Below are 23,568 nucleotides of genomic sequence, written 5' to 3' on the forward strand. Positions count from 1 at the left end.
CGTGCACGATATATATGAAAACAAAGCCGCCGGGAGCAGTGATCCCCGGCGGCTTTTTGCATTCAACGGCGGGTTCTTCCTGCAAAAGCGTCTGCGTCGCATCCTAAACCTCGCAGGTTACAGCCTCCATCTCGGTCGCCCCACAGACACTGATCTGATTGCCATCTGGGGCAACAGCGCGACGGCGCATCGCGGGCGCAAGATGTCAGAGCGTACAGGTGCGCCCTGTCTTTATGTGGAAGATGCTTTTCTGCGCTCTCTCTTTCCCGGTCGGATCCATAAAGAGCCGCCAATTGGCCTGCTGATCGACAGCGTCGTACCGCACTTTGATCCAAGCGAACCCTCTGATCTGGAAAAGCTGCTCAAGCACCATCCGCTGGATGACACTGTTCTGCTCGACCGCGCGCGCGGCGCGATGGCCCGGCTGAAAGAAAGCCATCTCACCAAATACGCTGCGACGGATGAAACACTCAGGCCACCTGATCCCGGCTACGTGCTGGTTATTGATCAAACACGGGATGACGCCGCTGTTCGCGCCAGCGGCGCCAATGACGCCCGCTTTCAGGAAATGCTGATCCTTGCACAGGAAGAAAACCCGGGCGCGCGCGTTCTGATAAAGACGCACCCGGAAACCCGTCAAGGCGCGCGCGCGGGTTACTTCGGTGCGCAGCATATTACAGACCGCGTCAGCCTTTGCGATGAGAACCACAGCCCTTGGGCGCTTCTGGATGGGGCGATCGCGGTCTATACCGTGTCATCCCAGATGGGGTTTGAGGCGATATTGGCCGGTCACAAGCCGCGTGTTTTTGGCCAACCCTTCTATGCTGGCTGGGATCTGACAGAGGATGAATTTCCGCTCTATCGCCGCCAACGCCGACTGACTCGCGCCCAATTGTTCGCTGCTGCGATGATCCTGTATCCAACGTGGTACAATCCCTGCACGGATCAGCTTTGTGAACTGGAAGACGCGCTGGAGCAACTGGCCGCCCAAACACGCGCCTGGCGTGAAGACCGGCACGGCTGGAACGGCCACGGCATGCGGCTTTGGAAACGCAAACCTCTGCAGCGCTTCTTTGGCGCGCACAAAGCGATGGTGTTTGAACGCAAGACTTCGGACGCACGCGATATGGTTTGGGCCAGCAAACAAGGCCCTGAGGGCACAGTTCGATTGGAAGACGGCTTTCTGCGCTCACGTGGGCTTGGGGCAGAATTGGTACCGCCGCTCTCGCTGGTCTGTGATGATCTGGGCATCTACTACGACCCCACGCAGGAAAGCCGCCTTGAGCGCCTGATTGCAGCGCGTGAAACGCTGCGCCCGGATCAAGAGGGGCGCGCCCTCTCGTTGATCAAAGCGATCCGCAAGGCACACGTCAGCAAATACAATCTCGGTGGCGCACAGCCTGAGCTGCCAGATGGCCATCGCATTCTGGTGCCGGGACAGGTCGAAGACGACGCTTCCATTCTGACAGGTGCGGGAGAGGTCCGCAGCAATCTGGATCTTCTGCGCGCCGCGCGGCGTGCAAACCCGGACGCATGCATTCTGTTCAAACCGCACCCAGATGTAGAGGCTGGCCTGCGTACAGGGCGCGTAGATCCTGAGGCAGCGGCAGAGCTTGCAGATCTGGTGCTTGAGCAGGCGGATATGGCCTATCTGCTTGATCACGTGCAGGAGGTCTGGACGATGACCTCTCTCACAGGTTTTGAGGCCCTGCTGCGCGGCTGCAAAGTGACCACCTTGGGCGCTCCGTTTTATGGGGGATGGGGGCTGACCAATGACTTGGGCACACCTCCGGCACGGCGCAAAGCGAAACCACAGCTTGCGGGCCTGGTCCATGCAGCCCTGATTGACTATCCGCGCTATCGTGATCCGGTCAGTAAGTTGCCCTGCCCCGCCGAAACAGCGCTTCTGCGGCTTTCAAATGGTCAGATTCCGCACCCCGGTTTGGGCAATCGGCTGCTTTCAAAGTTGCAGGGACGATTTGCCAGCTATCAGGCACTCTGGCGACGCTAAAGCGTGTAGCGTGGATCCCGCTGCGCCTCGACGCGGTGCCAGGTGCACATCATGTCATGCCCAACCGCACGGTGATCCACCAGCTCAAATCGTGGCGCCTCCGCAAGTCGCGCAAGACCCATTGCCCCAATCGCGGGATAGCCCTCAGCGCCGATCACCGCACCAGCCGAAAAGGTGATCAATTCATCCACCATATCTGCAGCCAAGAGCGACGCCGCCAGCGCTCCGCCGCCTTCGCAGAACACCCGCGTCAGCCCGCGCTTGCCCAAAGCCTGAAGCAGAGATGTGGCTGACAGCTGCGCCCCCTCAAGCGCGCAGGGCAAAAGCTCTGCGCCAATGTCACGCCAAGTCTGCATGAGTGTGGCATCGGCATCATCGCCATGGGCAATCCACACCGGCACATCTTTGGCTGTGCGTGCCAATGTGCTCATAAGCGGCAGGTCAAGGCGGCGGGAGGCCACCACGCGCACAGGCTGCTGAGAGACCCCAAGATCGCGCACGGTCAGCGAAGGATCATCCGCCCGCGCAGTGCCACCGCCCACCATCACGGCGTCATGGCGCATACGCATACCATGTACTGCACGCCGCGCCTCAGGCCCGGTGATCCATTTGCTTTCTCCAGAGGCTGTGGCAATGCGACCATCCAGCGTGGTTGCAAGCTTCAGCGTCAGGAAAGGACGCCCGAGATCGGTTTTCAGGAAAAAGCCTTGCAGGTCGCGTGCGGCCTCGTCAGCCAGCACGCCCATGGTGATCTCAATGCCAGCCTCCCGCAGCATCGCAATCCCGCGCCCCGAAACCCGTGCGTCGCTGTCTTCAACAGCGATCACCACGCGCGCGACCTTGGCTGCGATCAAAGCTTCTGCACAGGGAGGGGTCTTCCCGTGATGCGCACAGGGTTCCAGCGTCACATAAGCCGTGGCCCCTTGCGCGGCCGCGCCAGCCTGCGCCAGCGCCTCTGGCTCTGCATGAGGCCGTCCGCCCGGTTGCGTCCAGCCTCGCCCAACAACACGTCCGTCTTTCACAATGACGCAGCCCACCGCCGGGTTGGGCCAGCACGCACCTTGACCGCGCCGCCCCAGACTTAGGGCCAGCGCCATGAAACGGCGATCAGTCACAATTATTCCTCAGAAGCAGGATCGGGACGCAGTTCACTGACAAATTTATCAAAGTCATCCGCAGCCTGGAAGTTCTTATATACACTGGCAAAGCGCACATACGCCACCGTATCGATCCGCGCGAGCGCTTCCATGACAATTTCGCCGATGGTCTTGGAGGGAATATCCGTCTCCCCCATGCTTTCCAGTCGACGCACGATGCCAGAAATCATCTGATCAATGCGCTCTGGCTCAACTGGGCGCTTCTGCATAGAAATTCGGATCGAGCGTTCCAGTTTGTCGCGATCAAAGTCCTCGCGACGGCCATTGGATTTCACCACAACCAGATCTCGCAGTTGCACGCGCTCATAGGTGGTAAACCGACCGCCACAGGCGGGGCAAAAACGACGCCGACGAATCGAAACGTGATCCTCTGCCGGGCGTGAATCTTTCACCTGAGTGTCGATATTTCCACAGAACGGACAGCGCATAGACTTCCCCTTGATTCAGCTGCTCTAACCTTGCCCGCTTACCGATGGGACTTGGCTTGGGTGATTTTTCAACTTATCCACAGCCACTATAGGGGAGCTACAAATCTTTGGGTAGTGGCAAAAGCACACCCCAACATCAGCCACAGGCGAAAATGGAAATTTTCTTTCCCCCTGCACAACTTAATGCACTGTGCTATAGTGCCTGAGAGGCAAAATGAGCTGATCCAATCATGCACTGAAATGCGCCGACACACATCTGATGTGCGGCGCATTTCTATGTTCAAACAGGTAGATCCCCTGCCACGTCCCCAAAACCATCGCTCCCTGACGGACCGGGATTGTGAGCGACACAGGCATCATGGCCGCTTTGATATGGGCGGGCATATCATCAGGCCCTTCGTAGGTATGGGTGAGATACTGCATCGACGGATCGGTTGTGGGTGGCACGAGCCGATGAAAAAATGCACGCAGATCGCTCTGCACCTCTGGATCCGCATTTTCCTGAATGAGCAGACTACAGGAGGTATGGCGCACAAAGAGTGTCAAAAGCCCCTGACCACCATGCGCAGAAAGCTCGCTGATCCAACGGGTCACATCATGGGTAAACTCGTAAAGCCCCTGCCCCCGTGTCGATATCTCAAACTCAGTCTGCGGCATGCGCGCCTCCTTAGGTTTTGCACCAGCCTGTGGCGAGATATGCGGTCACGCTCAATCGTCCGAGCTGGTCGCCAAATCTCGGCAACTTCGCCGCGCCTGCCCGACCGTTGTGGCGGCACCGACGTCGGGCCCCCAAGATGCTGCCCTACCGGTTGCGCCAGACACCTCCGACGGGAGGTTCAGCGAAAATTGGGCGGCATCCGGGGTGTTTGCGGTCACCCCCGGCCCAGCCCCACCGACGACATACACAAGCGCTGTGTCTGGCGCATCCAAGGCGCGACGGGCGTAGTGCCCTGCGCCACACCAAAAGTCAGACGCACGCCCAGCAGGCCGTGCAAGCACCTCAAACACATCGGCATTGACCGGGTTCACCCGAACGCCGTTGCTGGTCACGAAAACACCGCCCGAACCCTCACAAGCCATCAGCACAAAGGGCACCAAAACCATCGTGTAGCGCATGCGACATCTCCACATCTGCGTCTGTTTCCGTTCAGTCAGATCAACGCGGCCTGATCAAAATTGGCGCCGCCACGTCTTTTAGAAAGGGAAGTCAAATTCATCACGGCCACAGCGCCCTCGGGCATCTGCCACAAACATGGATTGCCCCAAACGTGGCCCCCATCTTGTGTCACGCTCCGTGGCACCCGACACCTGAGACGGTGGCTTCAGGGAGAATTGTGCGCCATTGGGCGACTCCATCGTCACAGCAGCACCAGCCCCGCCAACGACATACACATTTGCCCCCGGAGACGCACCAAGGGCCCGATGTGCATATTCCCCCGCCCCGCACCAGAACTGATTGTTTTCATTTCTGGGGCGGGCAATCACCTCAAACACATCCGCATTCACAGGATTGACCCGTGTTCCTCCTGCGGTCACAAAGCCTCCGTCACCGAGATCCGTGCACGCCGCGAGGCTAAGACACAGAATGGAAAGGCGTTTGATCATATAGATATCCCTTTATTTTTCAGCACTTTACCGCGAACCTATTCAATTTCCAACATGATCCGCTGGACCGCTGCGCATCTGGCGCACAATCCTGCGTTTGCATTGTCTAAGACAGCAAACGTCCGCCGATATGGTTCAGATTAACCCGCGAAGAAGTCAGTGCGGCGCATACAACGGTATCTGGCATCGCCAACAAATTCATCTTCGCCCAGATCTGGCCCCCACGTGCCCTCTCTGCCGCTGGCACCGCTGGCTTGGCCTGGTGGCAACAGCGAAAACTGCATCGCATTGGGGGAATCGACAACGGTACCCCGGCCGGCTTCGCCTACCACATAGACCCGCGCATTGTTGGGGGCGCCAAGCACACGGCTTGCGTATTCGCCGGCACCACACCAAAATTGATTGATTTCGTTGTTTGGACGCGCTGTGACTTCAAACACATCCGCGCTCACCGGGTAAACGCGCGCGCCGTTTGCTGTCGCGAAGGCACCGTCACCGGGTGCAGTTTCACATGCCGCCACAGCGGCAACCATCACTAAAGAAAAACGTTTCATTTCAATCTCTGAAAGCAACGCCCACTCACAATAGCAGGCCAGAGCAGAGTAACGCGGCAAGAGGGAAGTGAAAAGACCGCCGGAAATCTCCGACGGTCACATCCCCGTAGTACAACGGAATAGACACGTGATGCCATGCGGCATCTTCAAATCAGAATGATCTTAAAACAGGTGATCGCCCATCTGGTCGATCATCTGCTTGGCCTTATTGACGGACGCCTCTTTGGCCTCTTTTTCATCGCGCAAAACATCCGCTCGAATGAGGGTATGTGTCTTGTCTTCGCCGTTCACCGTCTTCTCGATACGCGCAGAAATTCTGAACTGCCCGCCCTCAGAGATCGGCATCGGGGTGATCAGAAAGCCTTTGTATTCTGTGTGTTCGGGCGCAGCGGGCGGTTGGTCCGCCTTTGCCGCGCCGCCAAACAGTTTCTTCAGCAACGACACGGTTACTGATCCAGGAAAGAGCGCAGTTTGCGCGAGCGGCTCGGGTGCTTCAGCTTGCGCAGCGCTTTCGCCTCAATCTGACGGATACGCTCACGAGTCACGCTGAATTGCTGACCCACCTCTTCCAGCGTGTGGTCGGTGTTCATGCCGATGCCAAAGCGCATCCGCAGAACACGTTCCTCACGTGGGGTGAGGCTTGCCAGCACGCGGGTGGTGGTTTCCTTGAGGTTTTCCTGAATGGCGCTGTCGAGAGGCAGCACGGCATTCTTGTCCTCAATGAAGTCACCCAGCTGGCTGTCTTCCTCATCCCCGATCGGGGTTTCAAGAGAGATCGGCTCTTTGGCGATCTTCATCACCTTACGGACCTTCTCAAGCGGCATCTGCAGCTTTTCGGCCAGCTCTTCCGGGGTTGGCTCGCGGCCAATCTCGTGCAGCATCTGACGGGAAGTCCGCACCAGTTTGTTGATCGTTTCGATCATATGCACCGGAATACGGATGGTACGCGCCTGATCCGCGATGGAGCGGGTGATCGCCTGACGGATCCACCATGTGGCGTAGGTGGAGAACTTATAGCCGCGGCGATATTCAAACTTGTCCACCGCCTTCATCAGGCCGATGTTGCCTTCCTGAATGAGGTCAAGGAACTGCAGGCCACGGTTGGTGTATTTCTTGGCAATCGAGATCACCAGACGCAGGTTCGCCTCGACCATCTCTTTCTTGGCCTGACGCGCCTCTTTCTCACCTTTTTGCACCTGCTGTACGATGCGGCGGAATTCGGAGATATCCAGACCAACATACTGACCCACCTGGGCCATGTCGTTGCGCAGCTCCATCACTTTGTCAGAGGAGCGCTCCATGAACATCTGCCAGCCACGGCCGGACTTTTCGGACATATCCTCAAGCCAGGTCGGATCCAGCTCTCGCCCACGATAGGCGTCAATGAATTCGCGGCGGTTGATGCGCGCCTGATCCGCTAGCTTCACCATGGAGCTGTCGATCTGCATCACACGGCGGTTGATGCCGTAAAGCTGGTCGATCAGTGCTTCAATACGGTTGTTGTGCAGGTGAAGTTCGTTCACCAGCAGCACGATTTCTGCACGCAGTTTCTGATAGGTGGCTTCATCGGCTTCGGAGAAAGAGCCGTCTTCGTTCAGCGTCGCAGAGATACGCGCGTCCTGCATGTCGCTCAGCTGCGCAAAGTCACGGGCAATGATGTCCAGCGTTTCAAGAACGCGAGGCTTCAGGGCCGCTTCCATTGCCGCAAGCGACATGTTGGCCTGTTCATCCTCATCATCGTCATCGTCTTTGGCAATCGGATTGCCGTCCGCATCCAGCTCCTGCTCCGCTTCCTGTTTAGGTGCGGTGGTCACATTGGCGGCTTCGGCTACAGGTGCCTCTTCCTCTTCGTCATCATCGCCCATCTGGTTGCCGAATGTGGTCTCCAGATCGATCACGTCACGCAGAAGAATGTCTTCGGACAGAAGTTCGTCACGCCAAATGGTGATCGCCTGGAATGTCAGTGGGCTTTCACACAGCCCGGCAATCATTGTGTTGCGGCCAGCCTCGATACGCTTGGCAATCGCAATCTCGCCTTCGCGGCTGAGAAGCTCAACAGAGCCCATCTCGCGCAGGTACATGCGCACTGGATCGTCGGTGCGGTCGAGCTTTTCGTTACCGGCACCCGCGAGCGCAACGCCACGATTGGCCGAAGAGGTGTCCACAACCGCGGTGGATTTCGCCTCTTCTTCTTCGGCTTCTTCATCCTCAATGATGTTGATGCCCATCTCAGACAACATCGACATCACGTCTTCGATCTGTTCAGAGCTCACCTGATCAGGCGGCAGAACTTGGTTCAGCTGATCGTAGGTGATGTAGCCCTTCTCGCGGGCCTCGGCGATCATCTTCTTGACGGCAGTCTGGCTCATATCGAGCGAGATTTCGGCGTCCTGATCGGCGGGCTTCTGGTCGTCGGTGTCTTTGGCGGCCATTAAGTGCTCCTGCAAGTTCGGGCTGAAGGTGATTCGCTAGCGTCGAATCAATCCTTACACGGGGTGATTCGCAACCCCACAAAGCCCGTTTTCTTCATCTGTTGCTCACAAGGGCGCTTTGACCGCTTTTCCGGCGCGCATTATCCGCGCCGTGGTGGTCGCCCGCCCCGTGAAAAATCTATGTTTTCGGCCAGCGCATCAAGCGCTGCGCGTTCTTCTTTGTCGATCGGCGCACCATTGGCCCCAACCGCAAAATCGCCGCCTTCTTCGTCTTGGCTAGAGAGTTTGGCCTTATTGCTGTCCTCTGCGGCCTGTCCCAATCGCCACGTTACCGTTTCATCATTCAAAGAATGCGCTTCTTCTTCCGCCTCTGCGATCTCTTGGCGTAGGCCACGTTCTGCCTTCAGTTTATTGAGCTCTTCTCTCAGCGTTTTTCGCGCAAGCGCGGTGTCGCCCGCCCGAAGAACCGCAGGGGTAATCGCCACATGGGGTTGGTGCAGCAGGTTTTCAACCGCTTCATGGCCAAGATACCCCTCTATGTTGGCGCGCGGGTCCGGGCTGTTGGCAAACCGCAAAAGCGCATCCCGCATCAAGGCGTTGTCCTGATCCAAGCAATCCATGCTTTCAATTTCATACTCAAAGTCATCCAGAATCTCTGGCGTCTTGAGCGCCACCGCCAGAACAACCGCTTCGCGCACGCGTTGCTCAACAGCACCTTCGCTGGCTGCCAACATCGAAACTTTGGTCCGCGCTTGCACCGGGGGCTGCACATTCCAGCGGCCGCGCTGAAAACCACCGCGCTTTCCGCCAGCGCCCCGCTGTGGGCGGAAGAGCTGGAACCGCAGCTCTTTGATGGCATCACCATAATGACTGCGGATCGACGGATCTTGAATCAGCTTGATTTTGGCGCGCAGTGTTTTGTCCAGCGCTGCTTTCCGCTCAGGGCTGTCAAAAATCTTTCCCTCAATCTCCCGCTGCCACAGCAGATTAACCATCGGCATCGCCCCATCCAGCACCTTCTGAACTGCGCTCGACCCTTTGGCGCGGATCAGATCATCGGGGTCCTGCCCTTCCGGCATGATCGCAAAGCGCAGGCTCTTGCCGGCTTCCAGCAAAGGCAGCGCCAGATCGACCACCCGCATCGCAGCCCGCAGGCCCGCCTTATCGCCATCAAGCGCAATGATCGGCTCATCAGAGATGCGCCACAAAAGCTGCAACTGGTTTTCCGTGACTGCCGTGCCAAGCGGCGCCACAGAGGCCCCAAATCCCGCTTCACTCAGCGCGATCACATCCATGTAGCCCTCAGCCACAATCAGCGCCTGCCCTTTGCCGGCTGCCTCGCGCGCGGGCCCGTGATTGTAGAGGCTGCGCCCCTTGTCAAAAAGCTCGGTCTCAGGTGAATTCAGATACTTCGCGTTGTCATTGGGATCCATGGCGCGACCACCAAAAGCAATACATTTGCCCCGAGCATCGCGAATAGGGAACATGATCCGGTTGCGGAACGTATCATAGGGCTTGCCGCCTTTGGCCGAAGGCTTCGCAAGTCCTGCCGCAAGAATCAGATCAGGCGCAACGCCCTTACCTGTCAGATGGTCCCAAAGCCCCTGCCAGCCTTCCGGCGCAAAGCCGATGCCAAACCGGTCTATCGCGTCCTGTGACAGCCCACGCCCATCCAGATAAGCCCGCGCCGCGCTCCCAACCCCGGCATTCAGCATCAGGCGGAAATGCTGCGTGGCCATTTCCATGACCTCTGCCAACAGCGAGCGCCGATCTGCCTTTTGCTGCGCTTGTGGATCGCGTTTCGGCATTTGCATCCCGGCCTCTTCAGCCAGGATCTCCACCGCCTCCATGAAGCTCACGTTTTCCGTTTCGATGACAAATTTCAAGGCATCGCCTTTGGCTTGACAGCCAAAGCAATAATAATACCCCTTACGGTCATCCACATGAAAAGACGCGGTTTTTTCATGATGAAATGGGCATGGCGCCCACATGTCGCCTTTGCCCTGATTGGATTTGCGCTGATCCCACATGACCTTGCGCCCAACCACCTGTGTGATGGAGGTGCGGCTGCGAAGCTCATCAAGGAATCCGGGTGGCAAAGACATGGGTCAGATCACATCACACAGAAGGTCAGTTGGAAACGGACTTCTGCATTTCTTGAATCTTGTCCCAATTGTCCAGACACTGCTGCGTAATCTGTGCGCCCAAATCGACGTTTTTCAGATCTTTGCGCTTGGCGGCATAAACAATGGGGGCAAATTGCTGAATGGCAACCTTGTAGCTGTCTGGCCATCCCGGATTGGTCTCCAGAAGGTGCGCCTCCAGCTTGCTTTCACGCACACGATCCAAACGCGCTTCCTGTATGGCACTCATCACCGTGCCCTGCTGACCGCAGACTTCTTCTCTGTTGTCTGCTGCCTGAGCCGCTGTGCCCATCAAAGCAAAAGCCAAAACATAACGGATCATCCGCACTCTCCTGAATCACTTCCAATCCAAAGAGACTACCCCCGCGCTGCCAAGCTTTCCATTGCTGATCTGAGCGCAAGCGCCAGTGTTTTGACCTGTGAAGGCATCAAACGGTCCGACAGCGGGAACCTGTTAGGCAGGCGTCGCGGCCTTTCGCTCCTCTTTGCTTAACACGCGCGGCACAACAACAGGTGTGCCAGCCGTGTCAAACAGGGGTGTTTGCTTCACCTGCCGGCGCATCAATGCGCCGAAATGGCGCGCAAGCACCTGAAAACCCGCGCGATTGAAGCCATATTCACGCAGCCGCTCAGAGCCGATGGGGGCCTCTTGCGTGCGCACAACGGCAATCACTTTGCCGATAGCTTTGTCCACAGCTTCGCCCTGCAACGCAGGCACCCAAATGCCAACAAACGCGAGCTTTGTATGTGGCAGACAATTGAACAGCGGCGTGTCACAGCATCCCGCATACCAGCGCATCAACCCTTTGGGTGACAACCGCAGGCACGCCAGATGCTCTTGCCCATTGGTGATCTGCAAATGCGCAGGGGTGGTTTGGAAAATGTCGCTGCCACCACGCGGCAGCAACTGTTCTTCAGCGCCCAGAACACGGGCGGCGGTCTGACAGTCGGCACAGTGACACTGCACATGTGAGCCCATTGCTGGGCTCACATCTTTGAGCACGGCACCAAACTGCCCGCAACGGCACCCGATCTGAAGGTCTACAGGCGCCGCCATTGGCTTACAGACCTTTCGCGCGGTAGCTTGCCGCGACCTTTTCGATCGACACCAGATAGGCAGCTGTGCGCAGGTCTTCGACGTCGTCGCGCGAATGCCACACGTCACGCATCGACTGATAGGCAATCCGCATCGTGTCATCGAGCCCAGAGCGTACAAGTTCCAGCTCGCCCGCGCCCCGCAGATACTTCTGCTTGAAGCCATCGGTCAGCTTATACTGGCCGCCCAATGCCGCGCTGATCTGTTCCAGCTCATCCACCACCAGCTGGTGGCGCGCCTCTTCCTGACGACGCTGCATCCGGCCAAAGCGGATGTGGCTCAGGTTTTTGACCCATTCAAAGTAGGACACGGTCACACCGCCAGCGTTGGCATACATGTCCGGAATGATCACAGTGCCTTTCTTGCGCAGGATGTTATCCGCACCCGCAGTGATCGGGCCGTTTGCGGCCTCAATGATCAAAGGCGCTTTGATTTTGTCTGCGTTGCCGAGGTTGATCACCCCTTCCAGCGCCGCTGGGATCAGGATGTCGCAATCCTCTTCCAGAACGGTCGCCCCGTTTTCGGTATAGGTCGCATCCGGGAAACCAGACACGCCGCCATTTTTGGCCAGCCACTGCTGCACAGCATCCACATCAATGCCATCCGGGCTGAACAGCGCACCGTCCCGCTCAATGACACCAATGATCTTGCAACCATCTTCCTCACTCAGGAACTTCGCAGCATGATAGCCCACATTGCCCAGCCCCTGCACAATCACACGCTTGCCATCCAGAGAGCCAGACAGACCGGCTTTCTGAATGTCGAGCGGTTCACGGAAAAACTCCTGCAAGGCGTACTGCACGCCACGACCAGTTGCCTCAACGCGGCCAGCGATGCCACCCGCATTCAGCGGCTTGCCCGTCACACAGGCGCGCGCATTGATATCTGTGGTGTTCATCCGCGCATATTGATCCGCCATCCAGGCCATCTCGCGCTCACCAGTGCCCATATCCGGCGCTGGCACGTTCTGTGACGGATGGATCAGATCTCGTTTGGCCAGCTCATAAGCGAAACGGCGTGTAATCCGCTCCAGCTCATGCTCATCATACTGACGCGGATCAATCCGCAAGCCACCTTTAGAACCACCAAATGGCGCTTCGACCAATGCACACTTATAGGTCATCAGCGCAGCAAGCGCCTCAACTTCATCTTGGTTCACACCCATCGCAAAGCGGATGCCGCCCTTGACCGGCTCCATATGCTCGCTGTGCACAGAGCGATAGCCCGTGAAGGTTTTGATCTCGCCGCGCAGGCGCACACCAAAACGCACAGTATATGTGGCGTTACAAACTCGAATTTTCTCTTCCAGCCCCGGTGGGAGATCCATCAGAGCAACCGCTCTGTTGAACATCAGATCGACACTTTCCCGAAAACTCGGCTCTTTTATCGTGCTCATCTCTTACCCTCCGACAAGCGATTTGTTGCGACTCACTGTCACATCGACCGAACTAACGTAGAGTTAGGCCAATTAACGGATGATGACGATAGGTGAAACACAGCAACTGTTTGTGAGATTTTCGTTTTCGGTATGGAAACAGAACCGCACAAAATCAGATGACTGTCGACAAGACTTTGCAAACGAACGGAAAAATGGGCCCAAGCGCCGCATGAATCGCCTCGTTCTGCCCCATTTGCGCCGCAATCCCAAGAAATAAATCCTGTGGCGCAAACCGTTTCTGCGGTGGGAAAGACTTCGCGCGTCCAGACGAGGTGAGTAACATGAACGAATTTCTAGTCCGCCCAAGGCGTACCTTAAAACCCCGCCAATCAAAGGCGCATCTGGGGCTGATTTCCCGCTTCCGCAAAGAAGAAGACGGTGTGATGGTCGCCTTTGCTGTGATCCTGGTCATTATGATGATTGCGATCGGGGGCATTGGCGCTGACATGATGAAAGCCGAGATGGAGCGCACCCGCCTACAGCATACGCTGGACAGGGCCGTTCTGGCCGCTGCCGACCTCGATCAGGAGCGCGCACCAACCGCGGTGGTAGAAGACTATTTCCAAAAGTCCGGCGTGGATGTGGACACCGTCACCACAAATTCCGAAACCATCCCGATTTTTGAGGGTGGTCCACCAATTTACCGACGCGTTAGCGCCGTGGCTGACGCTCAATCCACATTCCGTGCCAGCGAAACCGCAGCGCGTTTCCGCCACGCATGGCGCGGCGACATCGAAGACCGCGAACTTGTAGAGAAGGTCAACATTCGAGCTGCAGGCACGGCGATCGAAAGCATCGGCAATGTCGAAATTGCGCTTGTGCTCGATGTCTCCGGTTCAATGAACAGCAACAGTCGTCTGACCAATCTGAAGATTGCGGCACGCGAGTTCATTGACACCATGGACGACAATACGATTGACGGTACTTTGTCCGTTTCCGTTGTACCTTATGCGACCCAAGTTGCCGTTCCGGACAATCTGTTTGGTCAGCTGAACACCACCGGTGAAAATGCCCACTCAAACTGCATCAACTTCAGGGGTTCTGATTTTTCGAACACCCAGATCTCGACCCACTCGCCTTACCAGCGCACGATGCATTTTGACCCGTGGTATCGGTATGACAACCGCGACAGCTCTTCCTCTCCAGTCAACAAAACGCCTGTGTGCGAATTTGACAATCGCCGCGAAGCGATGGTGATGGAAGGCGACCGCACCACGCTGAAAAACTACATCAACAATCTAACGGCACGCGGAAACACATCCATCGATGTGGGCATGAAGTGGGGAACGGCTCTGGTTGATCCCACATTTGAACCCATCGCGGCCAACCTGATCAAGAGCGGCGACGTTTCCCCTGATTTCGCAGACCGCCCCTACGCTTACGGCACCAACGACTCCATGAAAGTTGTTGTCTTGATGACGGATGGCCAAAACACCAGCCAATACTACATCCGTGATGATTTCCGCTCTGGCGAGTCCAACGTTTGGTATAACGAACAGCAGGACTTCTATTCCATCTACGTTGGCCAGGACGAATATGACCAGGACTACGACGGCAATACCAGTGAGCCGCTTTATTACTGGCCGTCCACCTCGCAGTGGAAGAACTGGGCCTATGGTGAAGGCGTTTATGAAACGACAGAAAGCAGCTGGGAGTGTAAGTCCTACCGCCGCAACGGATCTTGCAAACGCTACCGGAAAGTCACCAAAACGGTCTCGGTTGACGAGCCCGGCTCAGCAGAAGTCATCACCTATCCAAATCTGTGGGCCTATACCACCAGCTCCTGGATCGCCGATTATCTGTACCGCCCCTTCATGGGCTACGACGCGGCCTACAACGACTGGCACTATGGCGTACGCAGCTCCTTCAAGAGAACTGAAAAAGACGCCCGCACGCGTCAGATCTGTCAGGCAGCAAAGGATGCGGGTGTCATCGTGTTCACCATCGGTTTTGAGGCTCCCTATTCTGGACAGACGGTCCTGAAGGACTGCGCCAGCTCCGACAGCCACTACTTTGATGTGGATGGGCTCGAAATCCGCAACGCCTTTGCCACCATTGCAACGTCCATCCGCCAACTGAGGTTGACCCAATGATCCGTAAATTTGCAAAACTCCCCCGCGTTTTCAGACGCGACGAAGAAGGCACAGTTACGGTTGAATTCGTAATCATGGTGCCCTTCTTCCTCGGGCTGTTCCTCTCCTCAGTGGAACTTGGCTTGATGTCGCTGCGCTATTCCTATCTGGAGCGTTCGCTGGATTTGGCGGTGCGAGACATTCGCCTGACCACCGGGTTCACACCGAACCACGATGAATTGGTGACCAAAATCTGCGACAAGGCTGCCGTAATCCCAAACTGCGAAGACAACTTGCTGTTGGAAATGGTGACACGGGATCCACGCAACTACGTCGAACTTGGTAACAACACCCTCTGCACGAACCGGCTTAACGACGCTCAGCCAGTCACCCGGTTTGAAGATGGTTCAGAAAATGATCTGATGATCTTGCGCGCCTGTGCCAAGGTCACCCCCATCTTTCCAACATCTGCCTTTGGCGCCGGTCTCGCCAAGGACACCTCTGGTGACTATGCCATTGTCGTCATGAACGCCTTTGTTCAGGAGCCTCGTTAAACCATGCTTATTCAACCTTTCAAAAGCATCATCCGCCGGTTTCGCAACGACACGCGTGGCTCGGTTTCCGTTGAAGCTGCAATTATGTTCCCCGGCCTGTTTTTTGCTCTGATGGCGACAGCGATTATGTTTGACGTCTATCGCGCACGCTCCACGACAGAAAAAGCAGCCTTCGCCATTTCCGATATGCTCGCACGGGAAACCGCAGCGGTGGATCAGGATTACATCGATGGCATGCACAAACTGTTTGGAGAGATTTCAACGCTGCGCAGCGAGCATGATCTTGTCGTCAGCTTGGTGTCCTGGGATCTGAACACAAACGACTACCGACTGGAATGGTCGCACGCGGCAGGCGGCATTTCTGGCCATACCTCCGCCAGCCTTCCTGACCTCGCAGACAACCTGCCAACATTGGTGCCTGGCGAAAGCCTGATCGTTGTACAGTCCCTCAGCGTTTATGATCCGCCTGTGAAAATTCTGAAAAGTTGGTGGGGCGATTGGGGCCAGCACCAATGGACGGGCCTGAACATGAACACCTTTGTATTCACGCGGCCACGCTTTGTGTCCACGCTGGCATGGGCCGATACCTAAGGCCCCGCATATCAAAACTAAAAGCGGCTCAGAACTCTGAGCCGCTTTTTTCTACGAGAAGCGCTTCAATGAACTGCGCCATCGCCTTCGCCTCTGATCCGGGTGTCACACCGCCAATGCCAACCCGACGGCCAACAGCCCACCAAAGACCGGGCTGCCACCTGCGCGCGCGAGGTTTGTGCAAAACAACCGTGAACCCATTGGAAGGTTTCAGATCAAACATGCCACGTTTGATCGCGGCGATGTTTTCAATCGCCGCAATTTCTTCGCCTGCGTCGGTTGCAATACCCGCCCGCGTCAGCTGTACCGTGCTTTCCGTGGCCCGCCGGGTGCGTTCGGCCAGCCAGAGCGCACCCGCGCCGATCACGAACAAGAAAACCTGCCACAGAGGCGCCGGACTCGTCGCAAGCGCAAGGTAGATCAGCAAGCCGCCAAGCAACGCCAATGTCCCAATGCCAAACACCCGACGTGGGCCAGATGCCCGTATGGTTGCCAGCACCTCTTGCGCGCCTGCTTCAGAAGTCATCTTATCAGTCATCCTTTTCACAGCCCCTTAGAACGGCATTGGGTGTGCACGGTTCGCAGCGTTGATCTCTGCCAACACTTCGTTGCTCAACGTGACCTCAGCCCCCTGCAGCAAATGCTCCAGCTGGCTCACTGTCGTGGCACCGAAAATAGACGAACACATAAATGGGCGCTGCACCGTGAAGGCCATTGCCATATGCACCGGATCCAGCCCGTGTTTGGTGGCAATATCCAGATAAGCCTGCACCGCATCAAACACGCCGGGGCTGACCCGCCCGCCCAAATCCCCATTGATCGCTTTACGCGAGCCGTCAGGTGTTTGCCCGTTCTGATACTTCCCGGTCAGCAACCCTGTCGCGAGAGGCGAAAAGGCCAGCAGGCCCACATCTTCGTTCAGACAAAGCTCTGCCAGATCCGTATCAAACATACGGCACAGCAGAGAGTATTCGTTCTGGATCGAGGCCACGCGCGGCAAACCCTTATCCTCGGATAGCCGCAGCCATTGCGCCGTGCCCCAGGCGCTTTCGTTTGACAGACCAAAGGCGCCAATGGTGCCGCGATCCACCTCCGCCTGCAGCGCCTCAAGCACCTCTTCCATGTTGGCGAGCGTCTCAGCCTTATTCTGTGAGGAAGGGTCATACTCCCAGTTTTGCCGGAACATATAGGAGCCGCGGTTTGGCCAATGCAGCTGATACAGATCGATATGCTCAGTCTGAAGACGCTTCAGAGACCCCTCAACAGCATCCCGCACGGTGCTGGTGGTGATTGGCGCACCACCGCGAATATGCTGTACTCCCGCACCACTGTGTTTGGTGGCCAAAACCCATTCATTGCGCCTGCCTGTCTTGGCAAACCAACTGCCAAGATAGGCTTCCGTGCGCCCCTGCGTTTCCGCAGTGATGGGGTTGACCGGGTACATTTCAGCCGCGTCTATGAAATTGATGCCATGATCCAACGCCATGTCCATCTGCGCATGCGCATCAGCTTCGCTTGTTTGGGTGCCAAAGGTCATGGTGCCCAGGCAGTATTCGGAAACAGAGCGGCCCGTCCGGCCAAGCGGGTTCATTTTCATGGGAGAGTCCTGTAGGAAATCGCGTTGGCGTGACATTAAGCTTTGTCACACGGGTTGCAAGTGCCGCAGCCAGATGCCGCGGCATGCTCCTCTCACAGAGAACAACATTTCCCCAAAAGACAGCCCCTGCTTAAAATGCTAGGCAACCGCACTTTGCGCAGTGTTGCGGAATTTTGGCGTTCCCTCGCGGTTCAACTGCTCCAAAATGGCAGGGATCAGCGACTTTTTGTTCACCGGCTTAGAAATATGGGCATCACACCCTGCATCTTCGGCCTGTTTGACATGTTCTCGCATCGCGTTGGCAGACAACATCAAGATCGGCAGGCGCGCCTTCCGGGTCTGACGTTCACGGATCCGTATCTCCCGCGTCGCTTCCAAACCATTCATTTCCGGCATCATCATGTCCATCAGCACCAGATCAGGCTTCCAAGAGTGACACAAATCAATCGCTTCCTTGCCATTGTTGGCAAAAGCCGTCTCACACCCGGTCCCTTTCAGAAGCAGCGCTACAATTTTCTGGTTGGCCTTGATGTCTTCGGCAATCAGGACCTTTCGCCCTTTCAGACTGCCCACAAAACTGAGTGGCGGTTGCGTTGAATTGGCCGTCGCGGATACCGCTGCCTGCGCCTTGCGCAACGGCAAATCCAGATGGAACGTGCTGCCCTGACCGGGTGCAGACACAACAGACAGACGCCCTCCCATCTGGCGGGCCAAGGACGAACTGATCGCGAGGCCCAACCCGGTACCGGCATAGCCTTCCGCACTGCTGCGCCCTTTTTGATCAAACCGGTCAAATTCATCGGTCTGCGTGGCTTTTGGAAAGCCAACGCCCGTGTCAACAAACGTGATCCGCAACGCCGCTGTATCACATTCCTCAACACAGCTCATCCGCGTCGTAATGGACCCTGCGGCGGTAAATTTCACAGCGTTGGACGCAAGATTTGAAACAATCTGGCGCACCCGCATGTCATCCCCCATCACGAGTAGGGACGCGGCAGGTTCAATTTCAACGTAGTACTCCACGCCTTTGGCCTTGGCCCCTTCTACATGAGGTGCCACCGCCTGCTTCAGCATGTCCGATGGAGAGAACGGCTTGTATTCAAGCTCACTCTTACCGGCATCAACCTTAGAAAAATCAAGCACGTCAGACATTTGGCGCTCAAGCACCTTGCCGCTGTCAAAAATCATCTGAATGAGGTTTTTGTCTTCTGCGGAAAGACTCGGCTTATCCAGCAAGGCATCAGCAACACCCACAATCGCGTTCAGCGGCGTGCGAATTTCGTGGCTCATGTTTGCCAAAAACGCTGATTTGGAGAGGCTCGCTTCTTCGGCAGCACGCTTCGCTTCCTTCAGCGCGTCCACACGTTCAACTTCGCCCGTCAGGTCGTGACCTGACGCAAAAATCAAAGTTCCAAATGTGCGCGTCCGCCATTCAGTGTGGCGCACATGCCCATCGGCATCGATCAAGCGAAACCTGACAGGTTTCGAATGTGTCACCACTTCGTCGGGTCGCCAAGCATTCGAAAACGCGTCATGGTCATCGGTCACAATGAAATCGCGTGCATCACGCCCGACCAGATCCTGCTCTTCATAATGCAGCATCGCGCAACAGGCACCGTTGACTTGCTGCAGGCGTCCGAACTTATCAAAAATGCAGTGCGGCGCCATCGACATGTCAAAGAAGTTGGTGACAAGCTTGGAGGCCTCGACCCGTTCAGTCACATCAAACCGAATGGAAAGATATTTCTCAACGTGACCACGCATATCCAGGATGGGGTAGATCATCGTATCGACCCAATAGAGCCGGCCATCTTTACGGCGGTTGCAGATCTCACCGCGCCAGATTTGACCGCGGCCAATGGTCCGCCAAAGATCGGCAAAAAATTCTTTGCCGTGTTCGCCAGAATTCAGAATGTTATGGTCTGCACCGATAAGCTCGGCTTCCGAATAGCCAGAAATATCAAGCAGTTTCTGGTTCACGCTGGTAATCTTGCCATGCAGATCAGCGGTGGTCACAATCGCCGCCTCGTTCAAGGCAAGCGACGCATGCTGCAAATCGGAAACGCTCTCCTCACTTTGTGAAGAGAGCGCACGCGTGTTTTTGTCTACGTGCCAGTCTTTGGAAATATCCCGAAAAGAGCCGGCAAGAGCGACGATTTTATCGCCCGCATAAACAGGCGCGCCAACGGCTTGCACCCAAAGCCGCCGTTGTTTGGCGGTTTGAATTTGCAGCTCTTCGTTCCAAGCGACCCCTTCGGTCATCGCCAAGTCTACGGCTTGTACTATACGCTCCCGAAACTCAGGAACGTAGCACTCTATCGCTGTGTTCAAATGTGGCTGATAGTCAGGTTCAACCTCATGAATTTCTTTGGTTTTCTCACTCCACCAAAGCTCACTCGACTGGAGATCCAGACACCAGTATCCCACGCCGGTCGCCTGCTCCATTGCCTGCATCTGCACTTTCTGCATCTGCACCAGAACAGCCGTGTCGCCGCCTTGTTTCGCACAAAAATCTTCCATGAGGTGTCTCTGCCGCTCAGTTTTTTTGCTCAACCGAAATGGTAAGGCGGCGACTTAACGCAACCCTTGGGATATGTAAACAAATTCCTGACATTTCTATGTAGCTTTAAAGGTTTGCGAAACGGTTTCTCAAACGGCGTGGCGTGCGCTCTATACCACCGGTGCAAAGGCGTCATACCTTATAAGATGCGCACGCCACAAAATAAGCCTTTCAGCAGCGGTCCCGCGTTCTAGGTCGCCGCGCGGCATCCACGTTCAGCAAAGATAAAACCCAAGAAATTCAAAAGTACTTGAGCCGCCAAAATCGCGGTCGACCCACTTTGGTCATAGTCCGGCGCAACTTCCACGAGATCAATGCCCACCACCTCATGGCGTTTGGCCACATGCTGCAACATCTCCAAAACATCATAGTACAGAAAGCCGCCGTGACTTGGCGTGCCTGTGCCCGGCGCAATCGAGGGACAAAACGCGTCTATATCGATCGTCACATACACCCGTGCCCCTTCAGGTATCTGCGCGACGGTGCCTTCCGGCCCAAGCGCGCGGGCCTGACGTACACTCAGGATAGTGCTGCCCATCGCGCGCGCATCGGCATAGCCTTCCTTGGCGGTCGAACTCACATTGCGAATGCCAACCTGCGTCAGCCCGGTCACATAGGGCTTTTCCCCCGCTCGGCGCATCGGATTGCCATGCCCAAAGCGCACGCCATGGCGTTCATCCACAAAGTCCAGATGCGCATCAATCTGCAACACATGAATGTCGCCCTGATCGTCAAACGCGTTGATGCAGGGAATGTTGACCGAATGATCCCCGCCAATCGTCACCGGCAGCGCGCCAGCCTTCAATGCGGCGCGCACGCCTGCTTCGATGTTCGCGTGGCTCTGGGCCGTATCGGTGTGCACGATATCTGCATCCCCCATGTCCACAATGCGCACGCTGGCGGGCAGATAGGTCTCATCATCTTCATGGTCATACGCCCCCGCATGGCCAAAGCTGAACAATGTCGAGGCCTCCCGCACCGCGCGCGGGCCAAAACGCGCGCCGCTGCGCCATTGAGTGCCAAAATCAAACGGCGCGCCCAGCACAGCCACGTCGGCCTCAAGCGCCTCCCAATCAGCCACATAAGGCCGCTTGCCAAAGGTCGAAATCCCCACAAACGGCAAATCCAGCCGCCCGCTGTCATAGCCATGTCCTGCCATGTCACGCTCCCCATTCGTTTTTTGAGAGCGTGGCGACTTTTCTCCTCCGCGTAAAGAAAAAGGGGCACAGCCATCCTGCACCCCTTTTAAAGATCTCAAGATTTGGGCGTCAGGCCGCGTCGGTCTTGACCCACTCCCAAGGGCGCGTGAAGTCGCCAAGCACCTTGCCAATCTCTTCGTCACTGACGTCACCGGTGCGTTTCACCTGCGCCACAAGCCCACGCTTTTTATCGTCGAGCACATGATCGATCTGCGCTGCCACACCTGCATTGGTCAGTGCCGCATCATAGATCCGCGTGATCGCAGCCTTGCGCAGATCAGGCTTGAAGATTTTGCCCACCGCCGTCTTGGGCAGTTCCGGCATGATCTCAACATATTTGGGATGCGCAGCGCGTTCATGCACATGCACCTTGGCATGCTCCATCAACGCATCTTTGGACACGCTCGCCCCATCCACCAGTTCCACATAGACGCAAGGCACCTCGCCTGCGTGCGCGTCCGGCTGACCAATCGCCCCGGCGAACGCCACATCGTGGTGCGCCAGCAGCGCCTCCTCGATCTCTGCCGGATCGATGTTGTGGCCACCGCGAATGATCAAGTCCTTGGCCCGCCCCGTGATCCAGAGATAGCCGTCCTCATCAATCCGGCCCAGGTCCCCCGTACGCAGATATTTTTCGTGGTGATAGAGATCCGCGTTCTTGTCCGCTTCGGTATAGGTGTTGCCTGCAAAAACACCGGGGTTGGAGATACAGATCTCCCCGACCTCATCGCTTGCGCAATCCACCGGCCCCTCAGCTGTGTTTTTGATGATCCGCACGTCTGTATAGGGCAAAGGCACGCCAACTGAGCCGACCTTCTTGTCACCGGTGGGAGGGTTACAGGACACAAGACAGGTGGCTTCGGTCAAGCCATATCCTTCCACAATGTCCACGCCACAGGTGCTCTCAAAACGTTTGAACAACTCCATCGGCATGGGCGCAGATCCTGAAAACGCGGTCTTTACCGAGGAAATATCCGCGTCCACCGGGCGCTGCATCAGCGCTGACACAGCTGTCGGCACCGTGATGATGAAAGAAATCTGCCAGCGTTCAATCAGCTTCCAGAAGTTGTCAAACACTCCATCACCACGGTAGCCCTGCGGCGTCGGGAACACCACATGCGCCCCAGAGCTGATCGCGGCCTGCATGATCACATGCACAGCAAAGACATGGAACAGCGGCAGCGGGCACATGATGTTGTCTTCTTCAGTGAACAACAGACGATCGCCAAGCCAGCCGTTGTAGATCATACCGGAATACAGATGCTGCGCCACTTTGGGCATGCCCGTGGTGCCACCGGTGTGGAAATAGGCCCCCACGCGATCCACCTTGCTGTCTTCAAAGTCGAGCGTGGTGTTATGCTTTGCGAGTTCTTTGTTGAAGTCCTTAAAGTCCGCATGATGCGGGCCGCTCACCTTCGGGCGGATCAATGGCACGATCCAGCTCTTGGGAGGCGTCAGATATTTGTTCAGATCAATTTCCAAAACCGTGTGCACGCGCGGCGCATGACGCACAGCTTCGGCCACTTTTTGGGCCACATCCGTCTTGGGGAAGCCTTTGAGTGTGACCACAACCTTCGCGTCCGTTTCGCGCAGGATCGCAGAGATCTGCTCGGGCTCAAGCAACGGGTTGATCGGGTTTGCAATCCCGGCAACCATACCGCCCAGTAGGGTGATCAGCGTCTCGTTACAGTTTGGCAGCACATAGGCCACCGTGTCTTTCTCGCCCACGCCCAAGTCGCGGAACATATTGGCCGCCTGCGCCGTCTTTGCATGCAGCTCTGCCCAAGTAAGGGTTTCCGCCTTGTCTTTGGGCCCAGAAAAAATCTGATAGCTCACCGCCGGGCGGTTGGGAAACTTCTGCTTGGTACGGGTCAGCATCTCAAAGATCGTGATCGGCACATCGCGCGCGTCCCACGGCTTCTCTTGTTCGATTGCCTTCAGATCTGCCAAAGACTCAAAGCTCATATTCTCAGTCTCCCCCCTGGTTTGGGCTGTGCCACATGTTCCCCACAGGTGGCGTTCCTTCCTCTCGGTCCACACACAAACACTCAGCACCCACACTGAGGCCAGTCGAACGTAAGGTAAGCCTGCGACAAAACGTTACGTCATAGTCACCCTATGCGAATGACC

21 protein-coding genes are annotated in these 23,568 nt (G+C 56.6%); 4 read left to right on the forward strand and 17 right to left on the reverse strand.

Going from position 1 to position 23,568, the window contains the following annotated elements; translation table 11 throughout:
• Position 1 precedes the first annotated feature (1 nt).
• A complete protein-coding gene (locus tag PJL69_RS05720) occupies positions 2-2,011 on the forward strand; it encodes a capsular polysaccharide biosynthesis protein (protein WP_271308783.1) in 2,010 nt (669 codons plus the stop codon).
• Here the strand turns inward: PJL69_RS05720 and ribD are convergent.
• The 12 genes from ribD to PJL69_RS05780 form a co-directional block, all read right to left on the reverse strand.
• Positions 2,008-3,132 carry a bifunctional diaminohydroxyphosphoribosylaminopyrimidine deaminase/5-amino-6-(5-phosphoribosylamino)uracil reductase RibD gene (gene ribD / locus PJL69_RS05725; protein WP_441347458.1) on the reverse strand — a complete coding sequence of 375 codons (1,125 nt, stop codon included), beginning with the start codon at positions 3,130-3,132 and terminating at the stop codon, positions 2,008-2,010. The two genes, PJL69_RS05720 and ribD, sit on opposite strands and share 4 nt — an antisense overlap.
• Positions 3,129-3,596: a transcriptional regulator NrdR gene (nrdR, locus tag PJL69_RS05730; protein ID WP_209096389.1), complete on the reverse strand. Its 468-nt coding sequence runs from the start codon at positions 3,594-3,596 to the stop codon at positions 3,129-3,131. Before nrdR ends, ribD begins: the two co-directional genes overlap by 4 nt.
• A gap of 228 nt (positions 3,597-3,824) precedes the next feature.
• Positions 3,825-4,253, reverse strand: coding sequence for a secondary thiamine-phosphate synthase enzyme YjbQ (locus PJL69_RS05735; protein ID WP_271308784.1), 429 nt, complete (start codon positions 4,251-4,253; stop codon positions 3,825-3,827).
• 51 nt (positions 4,254-4,304) lie between these two features.
• Positions 4,305-4,712, reverse strand: a complete 408-nt coding sequence (locus tag PJL69_RS05740) for a hypothetical protein (RefSeq protein ID WP_271308785.1) — start codon at positions 4,710-4,712, stop codon at positions 4,305-4,307.
• Positions 4,713-4,790: 78 nt separating this feature from the next.
• Positions 4,791-5,201, reverse strand: coding sequence for a hypothetical protein (locus tag PJL69_RS05745; RefSeq protein ID WP_271308786.1), 411 nt, complete (start codon positions 5,199-5,201; stop codon positions 4,791-4,793).
• 140 nt (positions 5,202-5,341) lie between these two features.
• The gene (locus tag PJL69_RS05750) at positions 5,342-5,755 is read right to left on the reverse strand and encodes a hypothetical protein (RefSeq protein ID WP_271308787.1); all 414 of its coding nucleotides are present in this window, start codon (positions 5,753-5,755) and stop codon (positions 5,342-5,344) included.
• A gap of 162 nt (positions 5,756-5,917) precedes the next feature.
• Positions 5,918-6,199, reverse strand: a complete 282-nt coding sequence (locus PJL69_RS05755; protein WP_209096405.1) for an HlyU family transcriptional regulator — start codon at positions 6,197-6,199, stop codon at positions 5,918-5,920.
• A 2-nt stretch (positions 6,200-6,201) separates the two neighbouring features.
• A complete protein-coding gene (gene rpoD, locus PJL69_RS05760; RefSeq protein WP_271308788.1) occupies positions 6,202-8,187 on the reverse strand; it encodes an RNA polymerase sigma factor RpoD in 1,986 nt (661 codons plus the stop codon).
• Positions 8,188-8,327: 140 nt separating this feature from the next.
• A complete protein-coding gene (dnaG, locus tag PJL69_RS05765; RefSeq protein WP_271308789.1) occupies positions 8,328-10,292 on the reverse strand; it encodes a DNA primase in 1,965 nt (654 codons plus the stop codon).
• Between the two features lie 25 nt (positions 10,293-10,317).
• A complete protein-coding gene (locus PJL69_RS05770; RefSeq protein ID WP_271308790.1) occupies positions 10,318-10,653 on the reverse strand; it encodes a hypothetical protein in 336 nt (111 codons plus the stop codon).
• A gap of 132 nt (positions 10,654-10,785) precedes the next feature.
• Positions 10,786-11,388, reverse strand: coding sequence for a DUF6151 family protein (locus tag PJL69_RS05775; RefSeq protein WP_271308791.1), 603 nt, complete (start codon positions 11,386-11,388; stop codon positions 10,786-10,788).
• 4 nt (positions 11,389-11,392) lie between these two features.
• The gene (locus tag PJL69_RS05780) at positions 11,393-12,823 is read right to left on the reverse strand and encodes a Glu/Leu/Phe/Val family dehydrogenase (RefSeq protein ID WP_271308792.1); all 1,431 of its coding nucleotides are present in this window, start codon (positions 12,821-12,823) and stop codon (positions 11,393-11,395) included.
• A 323-nt stretch (positions 12,824-13,146) separates the two neighbouring features.
• On the opposite strand from PJL69_RS05780, the gene PJL69_RS05785 reads away from it, so the two are divergent.
• Genes PJL69_RS05785 through PJL69_RS05795 form a run of 3 tightly spaced genes read left to right on the forward strand, consistent with a single transcriptional unit; the run spans position 13,147 to position 16,082 of the window.
• On the forward strand, positions 13,147-14,958 hold the full coding sequence (locus PJL69_RS05785) for a TadE/TadG family type IV pilus assembly protein (protein WP_271308793.1): 1,812 nt from the start codon (positions 13,147-13,149) through the stop codon (positions 14,956-14,958).
• Positions 14,955-15,491: a TadE/TadG family type IV pilus assembly protein gene (locus PJL69_RS05790; RefSeq protein ID WP_271308794.1), complete on the forward strand. Its 537-nt coding sequence runs from the start codon at positions 14,955-14,957 to the stop codon at positions 15,489-15,491. Before PJL69_RS05785 ends, PJL69_RS05790 begins: the two co-directional genes overlap by 4 nt.
• A 3-nt stretch (positions 15,492-15,494) precedes the next feature.
• Entirely contained in the window at positions 15,495-16,082 is a 588-nt protein-coding gene (locus tag PJL69_RS05795) for a TadE/TadG family type IV pilus assembly protein (RefSeq protein ID WP_271308795.1), read from the forward strand.
• Positions 16,083-16,110: 28 nt separating this feature from the next.
• On the opposite strand, the gene PJL69_RS05800 is transcribed toward PJL69_RS05795, so the two are convergent.
• From PJL69_RS05800 to PJL69_RS05820, 5 genes are all read right to left on the reverse strand, one after another.
• Complete coding sequence (locus PJL69_RS05800; protein WP_209096746.1) at positions 16,111-16,608, reverse strand: hypothetical protein; 498 nt, start codon at positions 16,606-16,608, stop codon at positions 16,111-16,113.
• A 27-nt stretch (positions 16,609-16,635) separates the two neighbouring features.
• Positions 16,636-17,679 carry an aldo/keto reductase gene (locus PJL69_RS05805; RefSeq protein WP_271308796.1) on the reverse strand — a complete coding sequence of 348 codons (1,044 nt, stop codon included), beginning with the start codon at positions 17,677-17,679 and terminating at the stop codon, positions 16,636-16,638.
• A 138-nt stretch (positions 17,680-17,817) separates the two neighbouring features.
• On the reverse strand, positions 17,818-20,199 hold the full coding sequence (locus tag PJL69_RS05810; RefSeq protein WP_271308797.1) for a PAS domain S-box protein: 2,382 nt from the start codon (positions 20,197-20,199) through the stop codon (positions 17,818-17,820).
• 230 nt (positions 20,200-20,429) lie between these two features.
• Positions 20,430-21,398 (reverse strand): agmatinase, encoded by a 969-nt coding sequence (speB, locus tag PJL69_RS05815; RefSeq protein WP_271308798.1) that lies wholly within the window; start codon positions 21,396-21,398, stop codon positions 20,430-20,432.
• A 109-nt stretch (positions 21,399-21,507) separates the two neighbouring features.
• Positions 21,508-23,403: an acyl-CoA synthetase gene (locus PJL69_RS05820; RefSeq protein ID WP_271308799.1), complete on the reverse strand. Its 1,896-nt coding sequence runs from the start codon at positions 23,401-23,403 to the stop codon at positions 21,508-21,510.
• Positions 23,404-23,568: the final 165 nt, after the last annotated feature.

This window comes from Shimia sp. MMG029 (assembly GCF_027947445.1).
Taxonomy (GTDB): Bacteria; Pseudomonadota; Alphaproteobacteria; order Rhodobacterales; family Rhodobacteraceae; genus Shimia.